This is a genomic window from Burkholderia sp. WP9 (genome assembly GCF_900104795.1).
Lineage (GTDB): Bacteria > Pseudomonadota > Gammaproteobacteria > Burkholderiales > Burkholderiaceae > Paraburkholderia.
The window spans coordinates 1,006,205-1,030,976 of the sequence record NZ_FNTG01000002.1; the positions used below are offsets into that span (position 1 = coordinate 1,006,205).

The window sequence follows — 24,772 nt, forward strand, 5'->3', positions numbered from 1 at the left end:
GGCAAAATTTGAATGACGGCCCGCGAACGGCATTCCGTCCGGCGAACTGCGCGCGCCTTGCGTATCAACCGCCTTCCTTGCTCGCGTCAGGCTTTTGCACGGCGGCGCCCTTGAGCGGTTCGGCGACCTGCGCCGTAGCCGTCTGCGTGAAGAGCTGCGCTTTGACGACCGGAATCGCATGCTCGCCCAGCACCATGCCGAGCAGGCCCGCCAGCGCGATCAGCGGCGGCGCCGGTGACTGAACCTTGAGCAGCCAGTAGAGGAGCCCGATGCCGAAGCCGACTCCGAGTGAAATGATGTAGCCCATGCCTGTCTTCCTTTCTGTCAACCATCCATCAATTCGGCCAGTCGGATCCCAGCACCAGTCCGCAGAAATTCAGGCGGCGATAGTTCGGATCCCACCGGTCCAGCACGTCGGCATTCACGGTCCCGAAGGTCGTCTCGGGCCGATGCGCCATGCCGTGCGCGTATGCGTCGATCAGCTTCTTCTTGAAGCCGGATTCGCGCGGATACGCCTGGACGATTTCGTCGCGCTGATGCGCGGTGAATTCGTCGTATCGCGCGCCCCGCACGTCCATCTGCACGCCGGCGCTGATGAGCGCAACCAGCGCCGACAGATGCTCCGGAATGCCCGGCGTGGTGTGCAAGGCGATCCCCACCCACACTTCTTCGATCTCGCGCTCGGCCACGCGGTACTGCCGCAGAAAATCGCGCGCGGCATTCGCGCCGTCCACCTCGAAGCGGTATGGCGAGCGCTCGTACTTCGCATTCAGGCCCACGTTGTGAAACATCGCGCCGACATACAGCAGTTCCGCGTCGAAAGTCAGGCTCTCGCGGTGTCCAATCAGCGCGGCGAACAGGAAAGCCCGCAGCGCGTGATGAAACATCAGTTCCGACTCCGTGCCGCGGATCAGGTCAGTTGCCGCCTGGGCCATGACACCGTCTGGGATGTCAACACCGGCAATGCGCTTCTTCATGTCAACTCCTCCGTGTCAGCCCCTTTCCCGACGCGTCTTCACGCATGCCGACCGGACGTCGCGACCCGCCCGCGTGGCGAATCGATGAGAGTCCAGGGACTATCCACCGCAGCGTAGCGAAATAAATCTATAAAGACTTTGGGGGATTCTTAAAAACCCTTAATCGCTACGCTACTTATGCGAATCTGCTCACAACGTCAGTTCGTGGAAGCGCCGCACGCCATCGCGAATCCATTTCAGCAGACCGCCGCCGCTCTCATCCAGATTCGACGGCGAGGCCAGCAGCATTTCCTCCGTGGCATGGTGTTCCGACAGCAGCCGGCACATCTCCTTGACCACTTCCGGCCGCTGTGTGAGAACGGGCGTCAACGCGCTCTTGTCGAGCCGGAAGACCGTGGCGCGCGTTAGCGCCCGCACCACCACCGCAGTCCTGACACCCGCAAGAATCCCCGACTGACCGATCGAGTCGCCCGGCGCAAGCCTGCGCAGTTCGATCTCGCCACCGTCTTTCTGTACGACCACTTTGGCCACGCCCTGCGCCAGAATGTGCAGCTCGTGGCCGCTTTCATCCGCCGCGGTGTAGATCGTGTCGCCGGCGTCGAACTCGTGCTGGGTCAGTTTCGTGGCCAGTTCGGCGAGTTCGTCGCGCGCCAGCGTCTGGAAGATCAGCACGTTGCGCAAGAGCCGTAGCTTCTCGTCGGCGGTGCCGCCCGTCACGGGTTCGGGCACCGACAACGGCCGCAACACCACGCCGCGCGAAAGCAGATGGCGGTGCGCAAGATCGAACAGGTCGTTGCGCACGGTGATTTTCTTGGCCAGCTCGCTGACGAAACAGACGATCTCGTACTCGATCGCGTCGTTGGTGGCGCGCCGCACGCTCACCACCGGCTTCGGATCGTCCAGCACATCGCGCGAACTTTCGGCGGCGCTCGCAAGCGCCTCCAGCACGAGTGCCGGCCGGATCGACGGCTTGATGGGCAGCACCACGCTAATGCCGTGCGTATGCGACGGTTCGTTGGCGTTGACGATATGGGCGCGCGCCGCCACGCTGTTCGGAATCACGACGATGTTGCCCTGCCCGTTGAGCAGGCTCGTTGCGCGCCAGTTGCTTTCCACCACTTTGCCTTCCACGTCGCCGATCGTCACCCAGTCGCCGAGGCGAAATGGCTCGGTCGCATTCAGCACGACGCCGGAGAACACGTCGTTGAGCGTGCTCTGGATCGCGAGGCCCAGCACGACCGCGAGTGCGCCCGAAGTGGCAAGCAGGCCGCGCACCGGCAACTGCAACACGAAGGCAATCGCGCCGACCGCGGCGGCGAGAAACACCAGCGCGCCGAACACGTCCTGAAACAATCGCTCCTTGTGCCATGCCTCAGGCAACACCACGCGATCGAGGAGAATCGTGACAAGCCGCGCCCCTTGGAGCCACCACACGATCTCCAGCACCTGCGCGAGCAGATGACGCAGCGGCTCGTCCGGCCACGGCGCCGCGCGCAGCGGATTCATGCCATAGCTGAACAGCACGTAGCTCGACAGAGCGAACATCAGCGCGCGAAACGCGAGCCGGGTCTGGTCGCTCTTGCGGCTCATGAAACGCCACGCGAGAAAATCGAGGACCAGAATGACCAGTCCAAACAGCACGCCGTCGGTCAGGGTCGGCATAAAGGTCCTCGCTCGCGTGGTGCTACGAAACGGGCGTGATCAGAACGCGAAGCAGCTACATCCCAACGCGCCCCAGAAACCGTTCGAATCGCTGACCGGCACGTTCTTGCGCCACGCCCAACCGTGCGCATGCGCATGCACGCCGCACAGATTCACGCAGCCGTCCACGCACGCCACCGCCGTCGGCTTGTAGCGGCTATAGCCGCCGAATTCCGCCACCGGCGACCATGACGGGCTGACCGGCAGATCCGGCGGCGCGAGCGGCGCGAACTCGTCGTCCGCGTAGACGACCTTGCCGCCCACCACCGTCATGTTCGAGGTCAGGAATTTGATGCGGCTCTCGTCGACGGTGAAAAAGTCTTCGCTCAACACCGCGAAGTCCGCGAACTGGCCCGGCACCAATGCGCCCTTCTTGTCCTCTTCGTTCGAGAACCACGCGCTGCCCACCGTATAGCGGCGCAAGGCCTCCATGCGATCGAGTTTGTTCTCGCTGCCATACATCGCGGTGCCGCCGACCGTTTTGCCCGACACCATCCAGTACAGCGACACGAACGGGTTGAAACTCGCGACGCGCGTGGCGTCCGTGCCCGCGCCGACCGGCAGGCCGGCGTCGAGCATGTGTCGGATCGGCGGCGTGCGCTTCACCGCCTCTTCGCCGTATTGATGAATGAAGTACTCGCCCTGATACGCCATCCGGTGCTGGATCGCAATGCCGCCGCCGAGCGCCTTTACCCGATCGATGTTCTTCTGCGTGATGGTCTCGCAGTGGTCGAAGAACCAGCGCAGACCGTTAAACGGAATGTCGGCGTTCACGCGTTCGAACACGTTCAGGAAGCGCTCGATCGATTCGTTGTAAGTGGCGTGCAGACGGAACGGCCAGCGGTTCGCCACCAGCAGCCTGACGACCGCTTCCAGTTCGGTCTCCAGCGACTCGGGCAAATCCGGGCGCGGTTCGAGAAAGTCTTCGAAGTCCGCGGCGGAGAACACCAGCATCTCACCAGCACCGTTCACGCGCAGGAAATCGTCGCCTTCGCCGGGTTTGGTCATCTTCACCCATTTGGCGAAATCCTCGATTTCCTTCTTCGCGTTCTGCGTGAACAGGTTGTAGGCAATGCGCACGGTCAGTTCGCTGTGCTTCGCCATTTCCATGATGACCGCGTAGTCGTCCGGATAGGCCTGATAGCCGCCGCCCGCGTCGATTGCGCTCGTCACGCCGAGGCGGTTCAGCTCACGCATGAAATGGCGTGTGGAGTTGCGCTGGTCTTCCAGACCGAGCTTCGGCCCCTTTGCGAGCGTGGCGTACAACAAGCCGGCGTTGGGACGGGCGATCAGCATGCCGGTCGGGTTGCCGCGCTTGTCGCGCTGGATCTCGCCGCCCGGCGGGTTCGGCGTGTCTTTGGTGTAGCCGACCGCGCGCAGCGCCGCGGCATTGAGCAGCGCGCTGTCGTACAAATGCAGGATGAACACCGGCGTGTCCGGCGCGATCGCATTGATTTCTTCGAGCGTCGGGCCGCGCCGCTCGGCGAACTGGAATTCGTTCCAGCCGCCCACCACCCGCACCCATTGCGGCGCCGGCGTGCGGGCCACCTGTTTGCGCAGCATGTCGAGCGCGTCGGCAAGCGATGGTACGCCGTCCCAACGCAACTCCATATTGAAGTTCAGGCCCCCGCGAATGATGTGCAGATGCGAGTCGTTGAGTCCGGGAATGACCGTGCGCCCTTTGAGGTCGACATGGCGCGTGGCGTCGTTCGCGTGACGCATCACGGCCTCACGCGAGCCCGCAGCGAGGACACGGCCGTTCGCGACGGCGAGCGAATCGGCGAATGAACGCTTGTCGTCCTGCGTGGCGATCTTGCCGTTGAAGAACACGACCTCGGCCGGCGTCGATTCGGAAGTACTGGAATTCATGGCGATCCTCATAGGGAGCGCTCCGCTTTCAAGCGCGGAGCTATTCATCGGAAGCGGGCGCTCGTCGCTGCTTACTTCTTTGCAGGCACCGGCGCCAGAACCTCATGCGTCCCCGCCGCGCGCTGGGCAGCCTTGTGCACCATGGTGTAGGCATAGTCCACGCCCATCCCGTACGCGCCCGAATGCTCTTTGGCAATCGCCATGACTTCGTTGTACGTCTCCTTGTGTGCCCAATCGCGTTGCCATTCGAGCAGCACCTGTTGCCAGGTCATCGGAACCACGCCGGCCTGAATCATCCGCTGCATCGCGTAGTCATGCGCGTCCTTCGAGGTGCCGCCAGACGCGTCGGCGACCATATAGATTTCGTAGTCACCTTCGGCCATCGCGCACAGCGCAAACGTGTTGTTGCAAACCTCGGTCCACAGACCTGCCACCACTACCTTTTTTCGGCCATTCGCAGCAAGCGAGTCACGAACCTTCTGGTCGTCCCACGAGTTCATGGACGAGCGTTCGAGCACCTTGTGCTCCGGAAATACGTCCAGCAACTCCGGGTACGTATAGCCGGAGAAACTTTCTGATTCCACGGTCGTGATAGTGGTAGGGATGTTGAACACCCGCGCTGCCTTCGCGAGTCCTACTACGTTGTTCTTGAGTACCTGACGGTCAATGGACTGGACGCCAAAAGCCATTTGCGGCTGTTGGTCGATAAAGATGATCTGCGAGTTTGCAGGCGTGAGGACTTCCAGTTTCGGATTTGCCATGGCGTTGTACTTCCTAAAGGTTTGGTGAACATGGGAGGACAGGCCGCACTCGCTTGAAGTGCGAGAAAAGCTGGAGCCCATTCTAGCCACGGGTTTTTGCCGAGTCCTTGGCGAACGACCTTAATAGTTCTTAAACAATATGGTCGGCCAGGCGCGTTCCGGCGCGCACGCCTGCGGCGCGTTCACACTGGCGCGGCCGAGCGCCGGCGCCCGCTCAGAACATTTCATGTTTTCTGCAGGACTTTATGGGCGCGGCATTCCTACACTGCAGTCAGCGTTGAATCACCCTTTCGCGACTTCGATCAGTCAGACCGGTGGAATGCGCGCTGAAAAACGCACCGAGTGAGCGCGGCGCGCGCAACCGTTCAACCTTCGAGCGACACGCGAAGCCGCGTCTCGAGAAACTGAACCAGCGCGCGCACTTTGCTGGACTGGCGGCGGTTGGGTAGATACGCGGCGTAGACGACGGCGTCGCCCGCATGAGGACTCGCGTCGAAGTGTTCGAAGAGGCGCAGCAGGCGGCCCGCGCGAATTTCGGCCGCCACCTGCCATTCGGGTAGCAATGCGATGCCGCGCCCGGCCATCACCGCTTCGAGCAGGATGTCGAGATTGTTAGACAGCAGATGGCCGTGCACGTCGACGCGTTGCTCCACGCCCTCGCGCTGGAAGGTCCAGGCCTGGCGAGTGCGGTAGCCGCCGCCATAGGCGAAACGCAGGCACTCGTGGTCAGTGAGCTCCTGGGGTGTTTGCGGCGTGCCGCTGCGTTCGAGGTAGTCGTGGCTCGCCACCACGTAGCGCGGATTGTCCGCCAGTTTTTTGACGATCAGGTTGGCGTCGCGATCGGCGAGACCGATCCGGATCGCGACGTCGATCCGGTCGAGCGCGAGATCGGCGAAGTGATCGGCGACCACGACGTCGAGGAACACCCGCGGATTGTCGGAGAGAAAGGCGGCGAGGTGCGGCGCAAGGCGCAGGCGGCTGTAGGTGGACGGAACCGAAATTCGCAGCGCGCCGACCGGCGACGCACCGCTGTCGAACACGCTCTCGTCCGCCTCGGCCAGATCGTCGAGCACCTTGGCGACCTGTTCGACGTAAGCGATGCCGGCGTCCGTGAGACTGACCTTTCGCGGCGTGCGGGTCAGCAGCGCGGTGCCGAGCGAGGCCTCCAGCGAGTCCATCAGGCGCGTGACCGACGAGGTCGCCACCCCGAGACGTTGCGCGGCCTTCGAAAAGCCACCGGCGTCCGCCACTTCAAGCAAGGTTTTGACGGCGAGGAATTTGTCCATGTTCGGCCTGATTGACGGTTTGGTTGCAAAAAACGCAACGTCAGCTTGCATTTTATCCATATTCAACAACGATAACGCAACGGATAAGCTGCATGCGTTACCTAGTGAGGGAAGCGACATGCAAGCCATTCAGGTCGAGGTCAATTACGACTTCATTTGTCCGTGGTGCTGGATCGGCCAACGGAACCTCGCGTCGGCGCTGACGGAGGCCGGCGCGGACACGGTTGTTTCGATCCGCTATGTGCCGTTCGAATTGAATCCGGCCATGCCGGCCGAAGGGATGGACCGGCGCGCGTACCGCAGCGGGAAATTCGGCAGTTGGGCGCGCTCGCAGATCATGGATGCGCAGGTCACCGCCGCCGGACTGGCGGCCGGCGCGCGCTTCCAGTACGACAAGGTGCTGCGCACGCCGAATACGCGTCTTGCGCATCGTCTGATGCAGTTCGCGCAGCAGCGCAATGACCCGCGCGCGACGGCCGCGTTGTATCAGGCGATCTACGCCGCTTATTTCTCCGAAGGCCGCGACATCGGCTCGCTCGACACGCTGGTCGCGCTTGCCGCGGAACATGCATTCGACGCGGACGAGGTGCGCGCGTATTTGCTGAGCGCCGCCGGCAATCAGGACATCGACGCGGCGCGCGCGCGGGCTGACAGTCTGGGCGTTCAGGCCGTGCCGACCATCCGCATAGACGGCGATGTGATCAGCGGCGCGCAACCGCCCGTGGTCTTCATCAACGCGCTGCGTTCGGCAGGGCAAAGGAAAGCAGCATGAGATCGCTCGAAAGACCGCGTGCCGTCGTGATTGGCGGATCGCTCGGCGGCTTGCTGACGGCCAATACGTTGCGCTCGGCCGGCTGGGACGTCGACGTGTTCGAGACCTCGCCGAACCAGCTCGAAAGCCGCGGCGGCGGCGTGGTGCTTCAGCCGGACGTGCTGGACGCGCTCGCCTTCGCCGGCGTCGAACTGCCGGACCCGCCTGGTGTGGCCTCGGGCGATCGTATCTACCTGGACCGCGAGGACCGGGTGGTCGAACAACTCCACATGCCGCAGATGCAGACCTCGTGGAGCCTGCTCTACCGCGCCATGAAGAACGCGCTGCCCGCGTCTTACCTGCATGCGGGCGAGACCTTTACCGACTTCCACATGGAAGGCGAGCGGATCGTCGCGCTGTTCGAGAGCGGCCGCAGCGAACAGGCCGATCTGTTGATCGGCGCCGACGGTATCCGCTCGACGCTCAGGCGGCGCCTGCTGCCCGAAGTCGCGCCGCAGTATGCGGGCTATGTCGCATGGCGCGGCCTCGTCGAGGAAGCCGATCTGCCGTTGCACGCAGCGGACATGCTGCGCGGGCGCTTCGCGTTTCAGCAAGGCGACGGGCATTCGGGGCTCTCCTATCTGATTCCGGGCGAGAACGATTCGACCGTGGCCGGCGAGCGGCGCTTCAACTGGGTGTGGTATCGCAAGTACAGCGCGGCAAGGCTCGAAGAGTTGCTGGTCGATCGTCACGGCATCCGGCGCGCGTTCTCGCTGCCGCCCGGCTCGACCAAGGGCGCCGACATCGCACAGCTCCGCGAAGACGCGCAGGCGTCGTTAGGGCCGACGTTCCGCGCACTGGTCGATGCCACCGACGCGCCCTTCATGCAGCCGATCGTCGATCTGCGCTCGCCGAAGATGGTGTTCGGCCGCGCGGTGCTGCTCGGCGACGCCGCTTCGGTGCCGCGCCCTCACACGGCGGGCAGCACGGCGAAAGCGGCCGCCAATGCCCATGCGCTGGCGCTCGCGTTGTCCTCGACCTGGCAAAGCGGCGCGACGATCGATTCAGCCCTGAAACGTTGGGAGAACCAACAGTTGCAACGCGGCAGGCTGATGACCGATCTGGGTATTTCACTCGGCGACCGCGTGATGAACCTCGCGCGCTGAGTCCACGTATTCCGTTTCTTTTCTTCAAGGAGTTGTCATGTCAACCCAGGCATCCACCACGGCGGCCGCCAACAGCCCCGTCAAGCTGACACGCGGACTGATCGCGTTGTTCGCGTTCTGCTGCGGCGCCATCGTCGCGAACCTGTACTACGCGCAGCCGATCACCGAACTGATCGCACCGGCCATCCACATGTCCGGCGGCACCGCCAGCCTGATCGTCTCGCTCACGCAGATCGGCTATGCATTCGGCCTGTTCTTTCTGGTGCCGCTCGGCGACCTGCTGGAAAACCGCAAGCTGATGATCACCACCGCGCTGGTGTCGATCGCCAGCCTCGCCGCCGCGGCGTTCGCGCAGCAACCGGCCGTGTTCCTCGGCATCTCGCTGCTGGTCGGCTTCAGTTCGGTTGCCGTGCAGATCCTGATTCCGCTCGCCGCGCATCTCGCGCCGGACGAATCGCGCGGCAAGGTGGTCGGCACCATCATGAGCGGCCTGCTGCTCGGCATCCTGCTGTCGCGGCCGATCTCCAGCGTGGTGGCCGGGCACTTCGGCTGGCGCGCGGTATTCGGTTCCGCCGCCGTGCTGATGGCGATCGTCACCAGCGTGCTCGCGCTGACCATTCCGCGCCGCCAGCCCGATCACCAGGCCACGTACTTCGAACTGATCGGCTCGCTCGGCCACCTGGTTCGCACGATGCCGGTGCTGCGTCACCGTTCGTTTTACCAGGCGCTGATGTTCGCTTCGTTCAGCCTGTTCTGGACCGCGATTCCCGTCGAGCTGACCCGCCAGTTCGGGCTCTCGCAAACCGAGATCGGCATCTTCGCGCTGGTCGGCGCGATCGGCGCGACCTCCGCGCCGGTGGCGGGCCGTCTCGCCGATGCGGGCCATACGGTGCGCGCGACGCTGATCGCGCTGGTGGTGGGCGCGTTCGCCTATGCGCCCACGCTGATCCATCCCGCGTGGGGCGTGCTCGGGCTTGTCGCGACCGGCATCGTGCTCGACTTCGCCGTGCAGATGAACATGGTGCTGGGTCAACGCGAGATCTATGCGTTGCACGCGGCGAGCCGCAACCGCCTGAACGCGCTGTATATGACGAGCATCTTCGTGGGCGGCGCGTTCGGTTCGGCGCTCGCCAGCCCGCTTTACGAACACGGCGGCTGGCCGCTCGTCGCCGCGGTCGCCACGGCCTTCCCGATCGTCGCGCTGGCGCACTACCTGGTGATCGGCCGTCCGTACGCCGCCCGCCACGCCTGATACACGCATTGCTTCGCAACCGGGCGGCTCGCTGTCCGGATTAACAACATTTCAGCGTGGCTTCAGGAAATTTCGCGGGCTCGGCGATACGCTGACCAGCAGAGTCATTCACCTGAACGACGCTCGATTGCTCACCAAGGAATCACCATGTCCTCCATTTCGCCCCTGCTCGACGGCTACGACCTGTCGGGATTGAGCTTGCCGAACCGCGTCGCGATGGCGCCCATGACCCGCTCGCGCGCGCCGTTGCGCGGCCGGCCGACCGAGATGATGGCCGAGTACTATGTGCAGCGCGCGTCGGCCGGCTTGATCATCACGGAGGCCACGAATGTCAGTCCGGCCTCGGCGGCGTTCGACCTGACGCCCGGCATCATCACGGCAGAGCAGATCGACGGCTGGCGTCATATCACGAGCCAGGTGCATGCCGCGGGCGGCCGCATCTTCATGCAGTTGTGGCATGGCGGGCGCGTCAGTTCGTTCGCGCTGCTCGGCGGCGCAGCACCGCTCTCCCCTTCGGGCGTGAACGACGACCTCGAACAGTTGCAGGTGTGGGCGCAACTGCACAACGGCCAGTACACCAAGATTCACGCCACGCCGTCGCGCGCCATGTCGCTCGACGAAGTGAAGCTCGCCGTCGACGCGTTCCGCCAGGGCGCGGCCAACGCGATCGCCGCCGGTTTCGACGGCGTGGAAGTGCACGCGGCGAACGGCTATCTGCCGCATCAGTTCCTCTCGTCGACCACCAACACGCGCGATGACCGCTACGGCGGCTCGGTGGCGAACCGCGCGAATTTCCTGCGCGACATTCTCACGGAGATCGGCTCGGTGGTCCCGCTCGACCAGGTCGGCGTACGTATCTCGCCGTACGCGCACTACAACAACGTGCGCGACGCGGACCCGGACACGACCTACGACTACGTCGGCAAGATGCTCGACGAGTTCGGCGTCGCCTACGTGCATGCGGCGGATACGAACGGCTGGAGCGGCCAGCCGGATTTGCCGCGCATTATCGAACGCATGCGCCGCGCGTTCTCGGGCACGTTGATGGTCAACGGCGGCATTTCCGTCGAGCATGCCGAGACCTTGATTCGCGAAGGCCAGGCCGACCTTGTGGCGTTCGCTCGCGCGTATATCGCGAATCCCGATCTGGTCGAACGCATTGCGGCCCACGCGCCGCTCGCGGCCCCGAAGCCGACTGGCTGGTATGCAGGCGACGCGGCCGGCTATATCGACTATCCGTTCCACGGCAGCGCCGGCCAGGGCGTAGAACCAGGCGCGGCACGAGCATGACGCGATCGATGCGGCAAACGTCCGGCGCGAACCACGCGGCCGGTTCGTTCCAGGACTTTGGTGAGAGGTGCGTGAATGACTCGCAAGTCTAGACTGCTGGCGGGAGGCGGCGTGGTTGTCGTGGCCGCGCTGGCCGTCGCCTTCCTGCTGATGTGGAAGCCCGCCATCGCGCCGGTCAGCCCGCCCGCGCCGACCTCGTTCGACGCGCAGACGAGGCTCGCGGGTGCGCGTGTCGTCGCGTTGGGCGACTGCATCGTGTGCCACACCGCGAAGGGCGGCAAGCCATTCGCCGGCGGCCTGCCGCTCGCCACGCCGTTCGGCACGATCTACGCGACCAACATCACGCCGGACGCCGAAACGGGCATCGGCAACTGGTCGCTCGAAGCCTTCACGCGCGCGCTTCGTCATGGCGTCGCGCGCGACGGGCATCTGCTGTATCCGGCGTTTCCGTACATTCACTTCACGCGCATGTCCGATACCGACATCTCGGCCGCCTACGCGTATCTGATGACACGTGAACCGGTCAACGCGGTCGCGCCCGCCAACGAACTGATTTTCCCGCTGAACTTCCGGCCGCTGCTGGCCTTCTGGAACGTGCTGTTTCTGCATCCCGGCGCGCAGCAGCCGGAGGCGTCGAAGGACGCCGAGTGGAACCGCGGCAAATTGCTGGTGGATGGCCTCGGCCACTGCGCGTCGTGTCATTCGCCGCTCAATCCGATCGGCGGCGAGAAGTCGGGACACGCATTCGACGGCGGCGTGGTCGACGGCTGGGAAGCGCCCGCGCTCAATGCGCTCGGCGCGGCGCCCAAGCCGTGGACCCAGGACCAGTTGGTCACGTACCTACGTTCGGGCCGGGCCAGCGAACACGGCGCGGCGGCCGGACCGATGCTGCCCGTCACGCGCGATCTCGCCACCGTGCCCGTGGAGGACGTGCAGGCGATTGCCACCTATCTGCTGTCGATCCAGAAACCCCAGCCGCTCCCAGCGAGCGTGTCCGCTGCCAACCAGGATGTCCAGTCCGCCGAGGCGCAACGCGGCGCGACCCTGTTCGCCGCCTCCTGCGCCCAATGCCACGGACCCGCTGCGCCGATGCAGTCGATCGGCGAGCGCCCCACGCTTGCGTTCAGCACCGCCGTCAATGCCGCGACGCCGCGCAACGCGGTCCAGATGATATTGAGCGGCAACGGCTGGCATGGCGAAGACAGCGAGAACTACATGCCCGCCTTCAGCCAGATCTACGACGACCAGCAGATCGCCGATCTCGCTGCCTACGTTCGCGCGACCTATTCGCAGCGCGGCCCGTGGCAGGACGTCGAGGCGATGGCGGCCAAGGTCAGAAAGGAGAACAACGCGCGATGATCAATCTAACCGTGAATGGCGTGCAGCACGCGCTCGATATCGATCCTTCCACGCCACTGCTCTACGCATTGCGCAACGACCTGCAACTGCATGGCGCGAAGTTCGGCTGCGGCCTCGGACAATGCGGCGCCTGCACCGTGATCGTGGATGGCGAAGCGGTGTTCTCGTGCCTGGTTCCGGTCTCGTCGATCGGCAAACGGCCCGTGCGCACGATCGAAAGTCTCGGCACGATCGAACACCCCGGTGCGCTGCAAAAGGCGTTCATCGATCACCAGGCGGCACAGTGCGGTTATTGCATCGCCGGCATGATCATGCGCGCGCAGGCGTTGCTCGATCGCAATCCGCGGCCTACCGAGCGCGAGCTGCTCGATCATATGGAACCGAACCTGTGCCGCTGCGGTACGCACACCCGCATTCTCGCGGCGATTCGCGAAGTCGCGCATCTGCCGGCAAGTGACGCGACGGCGGCGAAACCCCAAGGCGCGGCAAGCCACGGAGGCGCGCAATGACCGTCAAGGAAGAGGATATCAACGAAGGACGCCGCCGGTTTCTGCTGTCCGGCGCGCTCGTCGTGAGCTTCAGCATGGTTCCGGGCGTGAGCGCGATGGCGCAGGAAGTGATCGCGGACGAAGGCGCCGCCGTGCATATCGGCAAGACGACCCAGACGCTCGCCGGCAGCCTGAAGACCAACCCGTACCTCGATTCGTGGATCAGAATCGATCGGGCGGGCAACGTGACCGTCTACACCGGTAAGGTGGAACTGGGCACGGGCGTGCGCACCGCGCTGTTGCAGATCGCAGCGGAAGAGCTGGACATGGCGCCCTCGTTGATCACGTTTCTGACCGCCGACACGGGTGCGTCGCCCGATGAAGGTCTCACCGCGGGCAGTCACACGATCGCCGACAGCGGCAGCGCGCTGCTGAACGCTTCAGCTCAGGTGCGCGGGCTGCTGGTCGATGCAGCCGCCCAGCACTTCGGCGTCGCCAGCACGGTGCTGAGCGCGCGCAATGCGGTGATCAAGGCGCCGGATGGCCGCAGCATGACCTATGGCGAGGCGGTGGGACTCGTCGACCTGCATCGCATGGCCTCGCCCGTCTCGCCGTTGAAGAACCCCGCGACGTTCGACATGATCGGCACCTCGTTGCCGCGCGTGGACATTCCCCGCAAGGTGACGGGCGGCGTGAGTTATGTGCAGGACATGATGATGCCGGGCATGGTGCACGCCCGTGTGGTGATGCCACCCGTCTACGAGGCGCGGCTTGTGCAAACCAACACGCCTGCGATTCTGAAGATGCCGGGCGTCCTCAAGGTCATCAGAAACGGTAGCATGCTCGCCGTGGTCGCCAAAGGCGAGTGGCAAGCCGTGCAGGCGCAACGCGCGCTTGCTGCGGGAAGCCAATGGACGGCCGGGCGCGCACTGCCCGACCCCGCTACCGTACATCGCGATCTGAAGACGATCTCCACCGAACACATCGAAATCGCCAACACGCACAGCATCACCGGCACTGCCGTGAAAACGCTCGGCGCGAAATACACCAAGCGTTACATGATGCATGGCTCGATCGGGCCGTCCTGCTCGGTTGCGCTCTTCAAGGACGGTGCGCTGACCGTCTGGACCCATTCGCAAGGGGTCTACCCGCTGCGTGACGGGCTTGCCGAAATGCTCGCCATGCCGAAAGACAAGATCCGCTGCGTTCATGTGGAAGGATCGGGTTGCTACGGCCACAACGGCGCGGACGACGTGGCCGCGCACGCCGCGTTGATCGCGCGCGAAATGGACGGCCAGCCGGTGCGCGTGCAATGGATGCGTGAACAGGAGAACACGTGGGACCACTACACGCCCGCGATGGTGACCGAAGTCAGCGCCTCGCTCGACGCGAGCGGCAGCATCGTCGACTGGAACTACGCGCTGTGGAGCAGTTCGCACAACGAGCGCATCGTCAACGCCGGCCGGCTCATTCCGGCGCAGTTGCTGGAGCAGCCATTCGCGCCCGCGCCCTCGGTGCCGATGGTGCAGCCCGAAGGCGGCGGCGATCGCAACGCGATCCCGCTGTACGCGTTGCCGAACATGCACGTGATAAACAACTTCTCGCCGACCATGCCGCTGCATACGTCGGCCATGCGCTCGCTCGGCGCGCACATGAACATCTTCACGATCGAGACGTTCATGGACGAGCTGGCCGCCGCTGCCGGCAGCGACCCCGTGGCGTTCCGGCTGAAGCACATGCAGGACCCACGCGCCCGCGACGTGATCAAACTCGCCGCCGCGAAATTCGGCTGGCCGCGTGCGCCGCGCAAGCGCAATCACGGCGTCGGCTTTGCGTTCGCGAAGTATAAGAACCTGATGGCCTATGTCGCGATTGCCGTCGAGGTATCCGTCGTGCCCGAAACCGGTCAGGTGATTCTCGAACACGCTGAAGTCGCGGTGGATTCCGGACAGATCGTCAATCCCGACGGCATCCGCAATCAGATCGAGGGCGGCGTGATTCAGTCGGCAAGCTGGACGCTGTATGAACAATTGCAGTTCGATACGAAGCGGATTCGCAGCTTCGACTGGAGCAGTTATCCGATCCTGCGCTTCTCCGCGGTGCCGCGCAGCGTCAATGTGCATTTGATCGACCGGCCGGGCGCACCGTTTCTCGGCGCGGCGGAAGCGTCGATGGGACCGACCGCGGGCGCGCTCGGCAATGCGCTATTCGATGCCACCGGCAAGCGCCTGCGCGACATGCCGCTTGCCGGCGAAAGCCTGCGCAAACTGATCGACGTTTGATCGAGGGTTGATCGACGTTTAACGGGTTGGGGAATCCGTCATCCGCATCGCGCCGAGCGTGCGGATGACTTCTGCTTTCGACGCTTTCGCGTGCTCGTGAAAAAGGGCGGCAAGGTTGACCTTGCCGCCCTTTTCTTCTATCCGCACACTCACGCGTGACGGGCAACGGCGCGCAGCGCTTCGAGCAGAGTTTCGGCGTCTCGCTCGCCGTCATAACGCTGGCCGTTGATGAACAGAGTAGGCGTGCCGTTCACGCCGCTGCGCAAGCCACTGTCGAAGTCATGCTGGATACGCCCGTCGTAAGTGCCTTCGAACGCCGCGGCCAGATCGCGCGCGTGCAGGCCGAGTTGCGCCGCATACCGCGCCAAATCCGTATCGCTCAGTGCCGTCTGATTTTCATACAGGATGTCATGCGCTTCCCAGAATTTGCCTTGAGTCGCCGCAGCTTCCGAAAACTGCGCGGCGTGCAGCGCGTGGGCATGCATATCCGTCAACGGGAAGTGCCGGAAAACGAATCGCAGTTGTGGTCCCATGGCTTGCTGCACCGCTTTGATCACACCGTACATCGCCCCGCAATAGGGGCATTCGAAATCGCCGTATTCGATTAACGTGACGGGCGCGCCGAACGCACCCTCGATATGGTCCAGAGATCCGACCGGCGCGGAGAGATGGCTCATGGCGTGTCCTGTTGCGTGGAATTGTTCATTTGTTCGAGTGCGCCGAGTATTCCGTCGACGCCCGGGTTCACGGTGATGGGAGAAACATAGGCCCACCGCACAATGCCGTTCCCATCGAGAACGAACAACGCGCGTTCGCAAACACCCTCCTTTGCGCGGTACACACCATAGCTTCGTGCGACTTCTCCCTTCGGCTCGAAGTCCGAGAGCAGCGGAAAATGAAGCTTGCGTTGTGTTGCATATGCCGTGTGCGACCACGCGCTATCCACCGAAATGGCGATCAGTTGCGCCCCCAACCGGCGCAATTCAGCGAGCGCGGCGTTGAAAAGACCGAGTTCGTCGCCACACACAGGGCTCCAGTCGGCCGGGTAGAACGCGATCACCACCGGCGCGCCGCGTAACTCGGACAGGGTGATCTTCTGGTCGGGTGTGGCTTGCAACGTGAAATCCGGCGCCGGCATGCCGGCTTCAAGAACGGGAATGGCGGGGCGAGAAAGCGGTACGGTCATGTCGGATACTCTCCACTCGAAGCATTTCGGGCCACGACTTCGCTGCGGCTCGTTGTGTTCAGCAGAATAGGCCGGATGGGATCGCCGGAATAGTTATGCGTTGGGATCGGCGGATCAGAGAAAGGGAGGTGGGGGTCACACCTTTGTATGATGGGATTTCAAGCGAGGGTATTTTGATTCGGGCGGCCGGCAATTCGACGCCGATGGCCAGATGCTGGGACTGCTGCTGAAAGACCATTCCCGTGTTTCCAGGCAATTGATACGGTTCTATCGAAAACGGGTGGCCGCTCGTCATACTGCCCCGAGCCACCCGGATCCGGATTGCCTCGCGCGATTAGCGCCCTACAACGGCCAATTCGCTCGCGCCCAGTCGACCAGGTTGACCAGATTGTCTCCGCCGCTGACCGAATTGTCCGCGTCGCCGTCGAAACTCACTTCGCTCGATACCACGCCGCACGCGCGAACCTGACTGCCGTTTTCGAACCATGCGAAGAACGGGCCACCGGAGTTGCCGTGGTTCAGGCTCGCCTCCGTTTCCAATGTCTGTCCGTCGTCGTCTTCGTAGTCGTCTTCGAAGGATTGCCAGCTTTGCACCGCGGGTCGCTCCCCGCCTGCGACATCGAATGGGTAACCCACGTTCTCCCATACGTTCAGCCCTCTCCAGCCGTCGTCGAAACTCGTCGTGCCGATATAGCCTAACCGGTTGCCCAAGGGCTCATATAGCCGTAATACCGCATAGTCGTGCGACAGGTTGAAGTCCGTGTCGTCGGTCCCATAGTGGCGGGCGTCGCTGACGTAAGACGACCCGAATGGCTCCGTACCGTCAAAATAGTACGGCGTGAATTTCATCCACCAGTTGCCGGTTCCGATGCTATTCCAAGGCATGACGTGGCGTGCTGTCAGAACGAGGCGATCGCCGATCAGCACGCCCGAACCGGATGTGCCGTCGCTCGTAACGATCTTTCCCGTCAGTAGCCATGGCCAGCTTGTATCGAACAGAACCTGGCGTGCATCGCCGGGAAAGACTGTGAGCGGTTTGACCTTGCGCCCTTTTCCGTCTCGCATCTGCGGCTGCGGACGGCGAATGCCGGTTTTGGGAATGAATCGAACGTCCATCCATTCCGGCCGGAACGACGGGTGGCCGGAAATCTGTCCCATCGTATCGGTCTTTTCGTGCCTCTGGACCGTACAGCCCATGGGCAGTCCGGGCGTCGAACCGGCGCTCATCTCGATGCCGATTTTCCATAGGCTCTGACCATCGGGGCGCACATCAACTCGCTCGCTTTTCACTTTTGGCGCTAGCTCCACGCCGGGGGGGACAGTTACGTAGGTAGTAGACCAGATGGATTTCGCGGTCACACGCAGGTTTTCTCTGGTTGCCTTGAGAGGGCTGAGGACTTCCAGTTCCGCACGGGTCAACGGCCGCAGACGGTTCGCATGATAGGGCATCACGACTCTCCTGAAATAGTCGAGGGGGCTGAAGCAAAGAGACCATTGCGTATCGTTTCCATCACACGTCAGCAGCTCGGCGTGACGGGTGCCTTCCACTCAATTGTCCCGCCGCGCCCTGTGCTTCTCCGGGCGACCGGGGAAAGTCTTCTCTGTATCTAGAACGAACCGTACGCTTGCGTTTCAAGTACGGAAGGTAAAGCCGGGAATTCCGGTCTTTTCGGGCCCTGCTCCCTAGCCGCTCATCCATTCACGCGCCATTCGAAGGCGCGCGCGTGCATGCAACCCGTGACGAACCAAAAAGCACGACGGCAGGCCGTACGCCAACGTACCGTGCCTGCCGCCGATAATGGTAGACGCGACGCGAGCGAATCTACACTTTGTTCATGCACATCCATGTCTCTGGCGGAACTCCAGAGACATGGATGGTTGCGCGGTTCAGCATTCGCCCTTCTTTGCGTGTCCGGGCGGGCAGTGACCGTCCTTATGTCCGTGATGATGGTGGTGTTCCTCCCATTCGTCGCGATCCCAATAGCGGTGGCCGTCCCAATAGCGGTCGCCGTGCCATCCAGGCGACACGACGACGACCGGGGCCGGCGCGACCACGACAGGTGGCGTACCGATGTTAATGCCGACGCCAATATCCGTCGCATGCGCAAATCCCGAAGCGGTGATGCCCATACTCACCAGCGCTGCGCCAACGAAAAAACTTTTCATCTCACCCCCGATTCCGCGACGCTCGCGCCGCGTGTCAGCCGCATCGCTCGCGGCCACTGTTCAAGATCGCAAGCAGCGCGATTCGGTACTTTGGCGCGACTAACGCCAATTCGTATCGAATCGTTTTGCAAGCCCTAACTCCTTCTCCTGTACATCAAAGATACTGACGGTGCGTCAGGACTAAGCCTGAGAGTCGCAACGTGAAGTTACATGGTTCTATGAGACGGGTCCAGCCGACTCAGTGCGCTCGGCGGCGAGGAAATGCTCGCGCTCTTCCTCCAATGCCTTTATCAATGCGGTAAATGTCATTGGCCGACCCGTCAGATAACCCTGAACGAAGTCGCACCCGCCATCGCATAGCCACGCCAGTTGCGCCGGATATTCAACCCCTTCCGCGACGACAGTGAGACCAAAACTGTGCGCCATCGAAATGATGGCTGTAACAATTGGCTGCCCCGAATACGGTAACGCCTTCACAAAGCTGCGATCGATTTTCAGTTGATTGAGCGGAAACGTCTGCAGGTACGATAGAGACGAATAGCCCGTGCCAAAGTCGTCGATCGACAGGCGCACACCTCGCGCACGCAGCGTTCTCATCACCTCCGCCGCCACCGTGACGTTCTCCATCAACAGGCTCTCGGTCAGCTCAAGTTCAAGCAACTCCGGTCGCAAACTGGTCTCCTGCAGTGTTGCAAGCACGTCGGCACCGAAAGTTTGATGCCGGAGCTGTCGCGCCGATACATTCACCGAGACGCTAACAGAAGTCGCGGCATCGTGATTCCACCGCACGGCATCCTGACAGGCGCGGTTCAGAATCCATCGGCCGAGTGACAGAATCAAGTCGCTACTCTCCGCAATCTGCACGAATTCGGCGGGAGAAATAGCCCCTTGTGAAGGGTGATCCCAACGAGCAAGCGCTTCCACGCCGACTAACCGCCCGGTGCGACAATCGAATTGCGGCTGATAGGCAATGTCCAGCCCATCGCGCTCGACCGCTTCGCGCAGATCGCGCTCCAGCGACGCACGCCGCTGAGCCTCTGACGTCATTTTCGGCCGGAACTCGACCGCAAGATTTTTACCACCGCCTTTGGCCGCATAGAGCGCAATATCCGCGCTACTCACGAGGGACGCAATATCGCCGGCGTCATCCGGATACCGCGAAAAGCCCACGCTCACGGTGACGGGCACCATCGTCCCTTCAAGTTCGAACGACCGCCCAAGGCTGCGCACGATCTTCTCCGCGGTCCTTCGGCTTTGGATCCGGTCGGTATCCGAAGTTGCCAACACCGCGAATTCGTCGCCGCCGATACGGCTCACGACATCTCGTTGCTGAACGGTGCCCCGCAGGGTGTGCGCTACCGCGCGCAGTAGTTCGTCCCCGGCACCGTGTCCGAGCGTATCGTTGATCTTTTTGAAATCGTCGAGATCGATCAGGACAAGTGTCACCTGCGGGGAAACACCCGCAGCCGGACGCAGACAGCCAGCCAGTTCGTCATAGAAAGCGCGACGGTTGGGCAGATCAGTCAGCGGGTCGGTCAGAGCGAAGTATTCCAATTGTCGTTCCGCCTCGATGACGCGCGCTCTGGTACGCGACATGACGAACGACGCTATCCACAGCGCACACGCCGACGCTAGAAACAGGAAGCAGGCATAGCGCGTGAATTCCGCCTTCATTCCGTCGGTCGTCGCAACGAGGACCACCGTGCCGACCCGCACGCCACCCTGAACCACGGGTGCGGCGACGATCACGTCCTTGAAAGAAAGGCGCACTTGTGTCTGCGCCGCGGCCTCCGTGCCTTCGTTCTGTTCAAATTCCGATAGCCCTCGCTGAACGAAGCGGGCAAAGCGACCGCCCTTCGCATCGAAGACTGCAACGCTTTCGATATAGGGGAGCTTGCCGAGGTGCGCCAACACTTCGCTCGCCACCTCGCTGTCGCGGAAGATCAGTGGCGCCGACATATTTTCCGCGACCATTGCGGCCTGAAGCCGGGCGTTGTCCGCAAGCGCGCCTCGAAGCGAAACCGCCTCGTAGACGAGCAGGACAACGCTCGAAATCACCAGAGCGACCGCCACTCCGATGATGTTGACCCGTCCCAACGCGCGCGACAAACTTGGCTTGTTCCGTTCGATCAAGCTCATAGGACAGTCCTTGCCAGTTGAAGCAGCTTCGAGCTGAGCGAAAGATGTCGCCGAGCCGCCTCGCGGTTGTTGATATCGAAACGCAAATGGTTTCCGTCCGTGACCAGGCGAATCACCGTGTCCTGTGTATCCAGCGTGGAATTGGTGATGACGAGTACGGGCCTGTCGGAGTTGAGCACTTCTCTCGTTTGCTTCGACAATGGCTTACCTTCTTCGACGAGAACGACGTTGCATCCTGACGGACCATCACCGTGGCTCAGCGAGCCGAAAGTCCACGCGCGTCCGCTCACGATCTTTCCGTTAAGGTTCGCGAGCGCTATTCCCAGCGCGCTCTCACCGTTCGCGCAGACGACCAGCTTCGAATCGGAGAGCCCTCCTGCCGGCCAGGTGGTGAACTGGGTAAAGTTGTAGATGTATGCTGCGCTCAGCATCGCTTCGTCAACCTGTGCGTTCGACGGCCCGGCAATGACCGCGAGGACTAACGAGCCCAACACGGTGAATGTGCGGAGTGTGCGATTGAACCGCATACTAGAATCCGTACACCATTTTGACGAGGAAGGTGCGGCTTTGCTGCGCAATGACCTCCTGCGTATAGCCGGGGCCCGCCGGATCCGCATACTGTGTGTTGGCTACGTTGTACACCGAGAACGACACGTCGGCATGCTGGATCAGGCGCGTCGAGCCGACGGACAGATTGCCCAGGCAGTACCCTGCTGCGTGGCCACTTTCGGCGAGTCGGCTTGATACACAGCGCAGTTCGGTGGCGAGCCGCGCCGCATTGCCAAAGAGCGGCAGTACCAGATTGAGTTTCGCGAGATGCCGCGGTGAATTTTGCAGAATGTCTCCGGTGGCGCCGTCTCGGGCGATCTGCCACGAATAGCTGGCCCGGACTCGGGTTTCACCGAATCGTTGCTCATAGCTTATTTCAGCGCCGTTCGCTTTCGCCCGGTCGAGGTTCTCGAAAACGTACAGCCCGGCCGGCGAAGTCGTTTCCGAGATCAGGTCGCGAATGTCGTAATGGAACAGAGAAAGTGTCGCGCGACCCGTCGCGCCAAACTGTCTCTGGTAGATCAGTTCGGTGGTCGTGATGTGCTCAGCCTTCAATGAAGGATTCGCGGACTGTCCACCCACCCCCGGTACAGCGTAATAGAGTTCATAGGCGTTCGGCGCGCGATAGGCGCGACCGTACACCAGTTTCACTGTGTCGCTGTTGGTCGGCTTGTAGGCGAGCGCCACGCGTGGACTCACGTTGCCGCCTGCCGCTGTCTCCACGTCGTAACGAAGTCCGACATTGAGCGAAAAATTCGCGGGCAATTGCAGTTCGTCTTCACCGTAGATTCCGGTGCGGTTACCGGAGCGCCGGTCGTCGAGAAAACTCTCGTAGGGTTCGACGTTGAAGTTGTACTGATCGCGATGAGCGTCGCGCGTATAGTCGAAACCCAGCACGACTCTATTTTTCGGAAGGGACGTGAACGTGGTGTGAACGTCGACGCCGTACCAGAGCGCGTGGTCGCCATCGACGTTCTCCACCGGCCCTGGCGCATAAAGACTCGGACTGCGATAGTCGTAACGTCCCCAGTACGCGCTCGACGCCAGTTGTATGCCTTCCGCGATTGTGTGCTGAAAAGTGCCGTCGATAAAACTATGCGTATCGGTCGTGCTGAACGGCGCGTTGAATATCGCGCCATACGGCGCGGTGGGGACGCCCTTCGTCCGGTTGCCATAGCCCATGCTAAGGCCGAACTCGCCGTACGTGAACTTGGCGAGCAACTTCTGACTGCGATCGTAGTCGAGTCCTTGTGCCACGCCATTGTTCTGGTCGGGCGTATCGAACTCCGGATAAAACAGGCTCTGCCCGTTGCTGACAAAAGAACTCGCCGACAGCAGTACGTCCGCGCCATTCGTGCCATGCCAGCCGTAGGATGCGCGCGCCTGCTTCTCGCCAAAACTCCCTGCTGCGACTGCGACCTGAGCACCGCGGAGACTTTCGCCGGTCTTTGTAATCACGTTCACGACGCCAAATAGCGCGTTCGAACCGTACACAGCCGATCCTGGACCCGGCACATACTCAATACGCTCGACAAGATCCAGGTCTACCGGAAAATCGGTGCCAATGGCAGCCTGGTCGAATACCGAGTCGTTGGTTCGTACTCCGTCGATCAGCAGCAAAAACCGGCTGTTGTAGTCGCCCGGGCGCTGAAAGCCCCGTGCGCCGAGATACGAATAGGTCCGGTCGTAGGTTGTGTAGAGTCCGGGAAGCGACGCGAGCGCATCCGCGAGGGTCTTCCATCCGAAATCGCGGATATCGGCGGCCGTCAGAATGAAGACCGCGGCCGGTGCGTCGGATATCGGCTGGGCAAGCCGGCTGGCGCTACTCACCGTGACCTGCATCAACGCTTCCAGCGGTATCGCGGTCAGATCACCCGGCGCATGCTCGCTAGAGGATAGCTCCGGGTTCGCCTGCGCGGCCGCTCGAGCGTTGTGTGCCGGAATAACAGCAGACGCTGCGGCTAGCAAGGTGAGGCGCAACGTGCACTTAACACCGCGCGCAAAGTTACGCAAATCGGACATGGGAGTAATACTTACTAACGTAGCGCATGAAATGGTGCATTCATCCAGCTTCTTATCGGCTTTTCCGGCGCAAACTTGAATCGGGCGCAAAGCGCCGCGTTCAGCCGTGGGCCCGTTATGACAAGCGCTAAGGCTACGCTGAAAAAGGTCAACGGCATTGGGCGTTCAATCGTTAGATGTGCATGAAACAACAGACCCTTGCGATGGCGGCCGATCAAGGCGCCGGATTTGAACAGTACCGTCGGCCAACCAAACGCGATGTGTTCCTTGAGACGATGGAGCAGATCGTGCCGTGGGCGCAATTGTGCGAGGTTGTCGAGCCGTACTATCCGAAGGGTCAAGGCGGTCGCCCGCCAGTGGGTCTGGAGCGCATGCTGCGCATGCACTTTGTGCAGCACTGGTTCAACCTGGCGGATGAGGCGTGCGAGGAGGCGCTGCTGGACAGCACCGCATTGCGGCGATTCGTCGGGATTGACCTGGGGCGCGAGCGGGTTCCCGATGGCACGACGCTGTTGAAGTTTCGCCGGCTGCTGGAGCGCAACAAGCTCGGCGAGCAGTTGTTCTCCAAGGTCGGCGAAGTACTGCAAGGGCATGGGCTGAAGGTTGGCACCGGCACGATCGTGGATGCCACCATCATCGGTGCGCCCAGTTCCACGAAGAATGCGGACAAGGCACGAGACCCCGAAATGCATCAGACGAGGAAGGGCCAGCAGTGGTACTTCGGCATGAAGCTGCACATCGGTGTGGATAGCCAGACGGGACTGGCACACAGCGCGGTAGTGACGGCGGCAAACGTGCATGACAAGCATCCGCTGCCGGCGCTACTGCACGGCGACGAGCGGCGTGTGTACGGCGACAGCGCCTATGCGAGCCAGAAGGAACTCATCGCCAGCAAGGCGCCGAAAGCGAAGGACTTCACCAACCAGCGTGTGCGCAATCGCAGTGGTGAAGTCGATGAAACCAGGCGCTCGAAAAACCGCAACAAGTCGAAGATTCGTGCCCGGGTCGAACACGTCTTTGCGGTGGTCAAGCGGCTGTGGGGCTTCGGCAAGGTGCGCTATCGCGGCCTCGCGAAGAACGCCACGCGTGCCTTTACTGCACTCGCGCTGGCCAACATCTACATGAGCCGCGCGCGGCTGATGGCACAGGTGCGTCCATAAGCAGCCGAAATGGGTCGAGAGCCCCGCTTGCCAGGCCCTTCAGGGCCGGGAAATCGAACCGGTCGCATCGCTGATCTCACATTCCGGAATTCAGCATCAAGCTGTCGGCGAAAACGGTGGCTTCTTCAGCGTAGCCCTAAGGGTTGATACTGATGCCGATATCCGATCGGTAACTTCTTCGCGCGTGAATTCGCTGACGAAGAAAAATGTGCACCCTGATTTCTGGCCTCCGGTTTTAGAGGGGGCACGTCATGTCTGCTCTATCCCGCTCCCTTAAGATTTCCTTCAGCATTTCCCCTTAAATTCGAGGTAGACCGTTTTCCCGGTTCGCATGAACGGACCTAAAAAGGCCTGCGGTCGGCCCACAA

At 62.4% G+C, this 24,772-nt stretch carries 21 protein-coding genes; 8 read left to right on the forward strand and 13 right to left on the reverse strand.

Annotated elements, in window-relative coordinates:
• Positions 1 to 64 precede the first annotated feature (64 nt).
• The 6 genes from BLW71_RS25755 to BLW71_RS25785 all read right to left on the reverse strand — a co-directional run bounded on the left by BLW71_RS25755 (position 65) and on the right by BLW71_RS25785 (position 6,594).
• Entirely contained in the window at positions 65 to 307 is a 243-nt protein-coding gene (locus tag BLW71_RS25755; protein WP_091803418.1) for a DUF1427 family protein, read from the reverse strand.
• Between the two features lie 28 nt (positions 308 to 335).
• A complete protein-coding gene (locus BLW71_RS25760) occupies positions 336 to 977 on the reverse strand; it encodes an HD domain-containing protein (RefSeq protein ID WP_091803421.1) in 642 nt (213 codons plus the stop codon).
• A gap of 189 nt (positions 978 to 1,166) precedes the next feature.
• Positions 1,167 to 2,639, reverse strand: a complete 1,473-nt coding sequence (locus tag BLW71_RS25765; protein WP_091803424.1) for a mechanosensitive ion channel family protein — start codon at positions 2,637 to 2,639, stop codon at positions 1,167 to 1,169.
• Positions 2,640 to 2,678: 39 nt separating this feature from the next.
• A complete protein-coding gene (locus tag BLW71_RS25770; protein ID WP_091803427.1) occupies positions 2,679 to 4,547 on the reverse strand; it encodes an amidohydrolase in 1,869 nt (622 codons plus the stop codon).
• 71 nt (positions 4,548 to 4,618) lie between these two features.
• Complete coding sequence (locus tag BLW71_RS25775; RefSeq protein ID WP_091803430.1) at positions 4,619 to 5,308, reverse strand: hydrolase; 690 nt, start codon at positions 5,306 to 5,308, stop codon at positions 4,619 to 4,621.
• A gap of 365 nt (positions 5,309 to 5,673) precedes the next feature.
• Entirely contained in the window at positions 5,674 to 6,594 is a 921-nt protein-coding gene (locus tag BLW71_RS25785; protein ID WP_091808871.1) for a LysR family transcriptional regulator, read from the reverse strand.
• A 118-nt stretch (positions 6,595 to 6,712) separates the two neighbouring features.
• Between BLW71_RS25785 and BLW71_RS25790 the strand changes: the two genes are divergently transcribed.
• The 7 genes from BLW71_RS25790 (at position 6,713) to BLW71_RS25820 (ending at position 15,182) form a co-directional block, all read left to right on the forward strand.
• Positions 6,713 to 7,366 carry a DsbA family oxidoreductase gene (locus tag BLW71_RS25790; protein WP_091803436.1) on the forward strand — a complete coding sequence of 218 codons (654 nt, stop codon included), beginning with the start codon at positions 6,713 to 6,715 and terminating at the stop codon, positions 7,364 to 7,366.
• Positions 7,363 to 8,511 carry an FAD binding domain-containing protein gene (locus BLW71_RS25795; protein WP_091803438.1) on the forward strand — a complete coding sequence of 383 codons (1,149 nt, stop codon included), beginning with the start codon at positions 7,363 to 7,365 and terminating at the stop codon, positions 8,509 to 8,511. The genes BLW71_RS25790 and BLW71_RS25795 overlap by 4 nt, the downstream gene beginning before the upstream one ends.
• Before the next feature lie 37 nt (positions 8,512 to 8,548).
• Complete coding sequence (locus BLW71_RS25800) at positions 8,549 to 9,763, forward strand: MFS transporter (RefSeq protein ID WP_091803441.1); 1,215 nt, start codon at positions 8,549 to 8,551, stop codon at positions 9,761 to 9,763.
• Positions 9,764 to 9,919: 156 nt separating this feature from the next.
• Complete coding sequence (locus BLW71_RS25805; protein WP_091808873.1) at positions 9,920 to 11,053, forward strand: alkene reductase; 1,134 nt, start codon at positions 9,920 to 9,922, stop codon at positions 11,051 to 11,053.
• 75 nt (positions 11,054 to 11,128) lie between these two features.
• Positions 11,129 to 12,412 carry a c-type cytochrome gene (locus BLW71_RS25810; protein ID WP_091803444.1) on the forward strand — a complete coding sequence of 428 codons (1,284 nt, stop codon included), beginning with the start codon at positions 11,129 to 11,131 and terminating at the stop codon, positions 12,410 to 12,412.
• The gene (locus BLW71_RS25815) at positions 12,409 to 12,921 is read left to right on the forward strand and encodes a (2Fe-2S)-binding protein (protein WP_091803447.1); all 513 of its coding nucleotides are present in this window, start codon (positions 12,409 to 12,411) and stop codon (positions 12,919 to 12,921) included. Before BLW71_RS25810 ends, BLW71_RS25815 begins: the two co-directional genes overlap by 4 nt.
• Positions 12,918 to 15,182: a xanthine dehydrogenase family protein molybdopterin-binding subunit gene (locus tag BLW71_RS25820; RefSeq protein WP_091803450.1), complete on the forward strand. Its 2,265-nt coding sequence runs from the start codon at positions 12,918 to 12,920 to the stop codon at positions 15,180 to 15,182. Before BLW71_RS25815 ends, BLW71_RS25820 begins: the two co-directional genes overlap by 4 nt.
• A gap of 149 nt (positions 15,183 to 15,331) precedes the next feature.
• On the opposite strand, the gene BLW71_RS25825 is transcribed toward BLW71_RS25820, so the two are convergent.
• The 7 genes from BLW71_RS25825 to BLW71_RS25855 all read right to left on the reverse strand — a co-directional run bounded on the left by BLW71_RS25825 (position 15,332) and on the right by BLW71_RS25855 (position 23,244).
• On the reverse strand, positions 15,332 to 15,859 hold the full coding sequence (locus tag BLW71_RS25825; protein WP_091803453.1) for a DsbA family protein: 528 nt from the start codon (positions 15,857 to 15,859) through the stop codon (positions 15,332 to 15,334).
• A complete protein-coding gene (locus BLW71_RS25830; RefSeq protein WP_091803456.1) occupies positions 15,856 to 16,368 on the reverse strand; it encodes a redoxin domain-containing protein in 513 nt (170 codons plus the stop codon). Before BLW71_RS25830 ends, BLW71_RS25825 begins: the two co-directional genes overlap by 4 nt.
• Before the next feature lie 342 nt (positions 16,369 to 16,710).
• Positions 16,711 to 17,916, reverse strand: a complete 1,206-nt coding sequence (locus BLW71_RS25835) for a trypsin-like serine peptidase (protein WP_143048398.1) — start codon at positions 17,914 to 17,916, stop codon at positions 16,711 to 16,713.
• 339 nt (positions 17,917 to 18,255) lie between these two features.
• A complete protein-coding gene (locus BLW71_RS25840) occupies positions 18,256 to 18,534 on the reverse strand; it encodes a hypothetical protein (protein ID WP_091808875.1) in 279 nt (92 codons plus the stop codon).
• A 216-nt stretch (positions 18,535 to 18,750) separates the two neighbouring features.
• Positions 18,751 to 20,673, reverse strand: coding sequence for a putative bifunctional diguanylate cyclase/phosphodiesterase (locus tag BLW71_RS25845; protein ID WP_091803462.1), 1,923 nt, complete (start codon positions 20,671 to 20,673; stop codon positions 18,751 to 18,753).
• Entirely contained in the window at positions 20,670 to 21,200 is a 531-nt protein-coding gene (locus BLW71_RS25850) for a YfiR family protein (RefSeq protein ID WP_177205119.1), read from the reverse strand. Before BLW71_RS25850 ends, BLW71_RS25845 begins: the two co-directional genes overlap by 4 nt.
• Position 21,201: 1 nt before the next feature.
• Positions 21,202 to 23,244, reverse strand: coding sequence for a TonB-dependent receptor plug domain-containing protein (locus BLW71_RS25855; protein WP_091803468.1), 2,043 nt, complete (start codon positions 23,242 to 23,244; stop codon positions 21,202 to 21,204).
• Positions 23,245 to 23,426: 182 nt separating this feature from the next.
• Between BLW71_RS25855 and BLW71_RS25860 the strand changes: the two genes are divergently transcribed.
• On the forward strand, positions 23,427 to 24,404 hold the full coding sequence (locus BLW71_RS25860) for an IS5 family transposase (protein WP_091796501.1): 978 nt from the start codon (positions 23,427 to 23,429) through the stop codon (positions 24,402 to 24,404).
• The last annotated feature ends 368 nt before the right edge of the window (positions 24,405 to 24,772 follow it).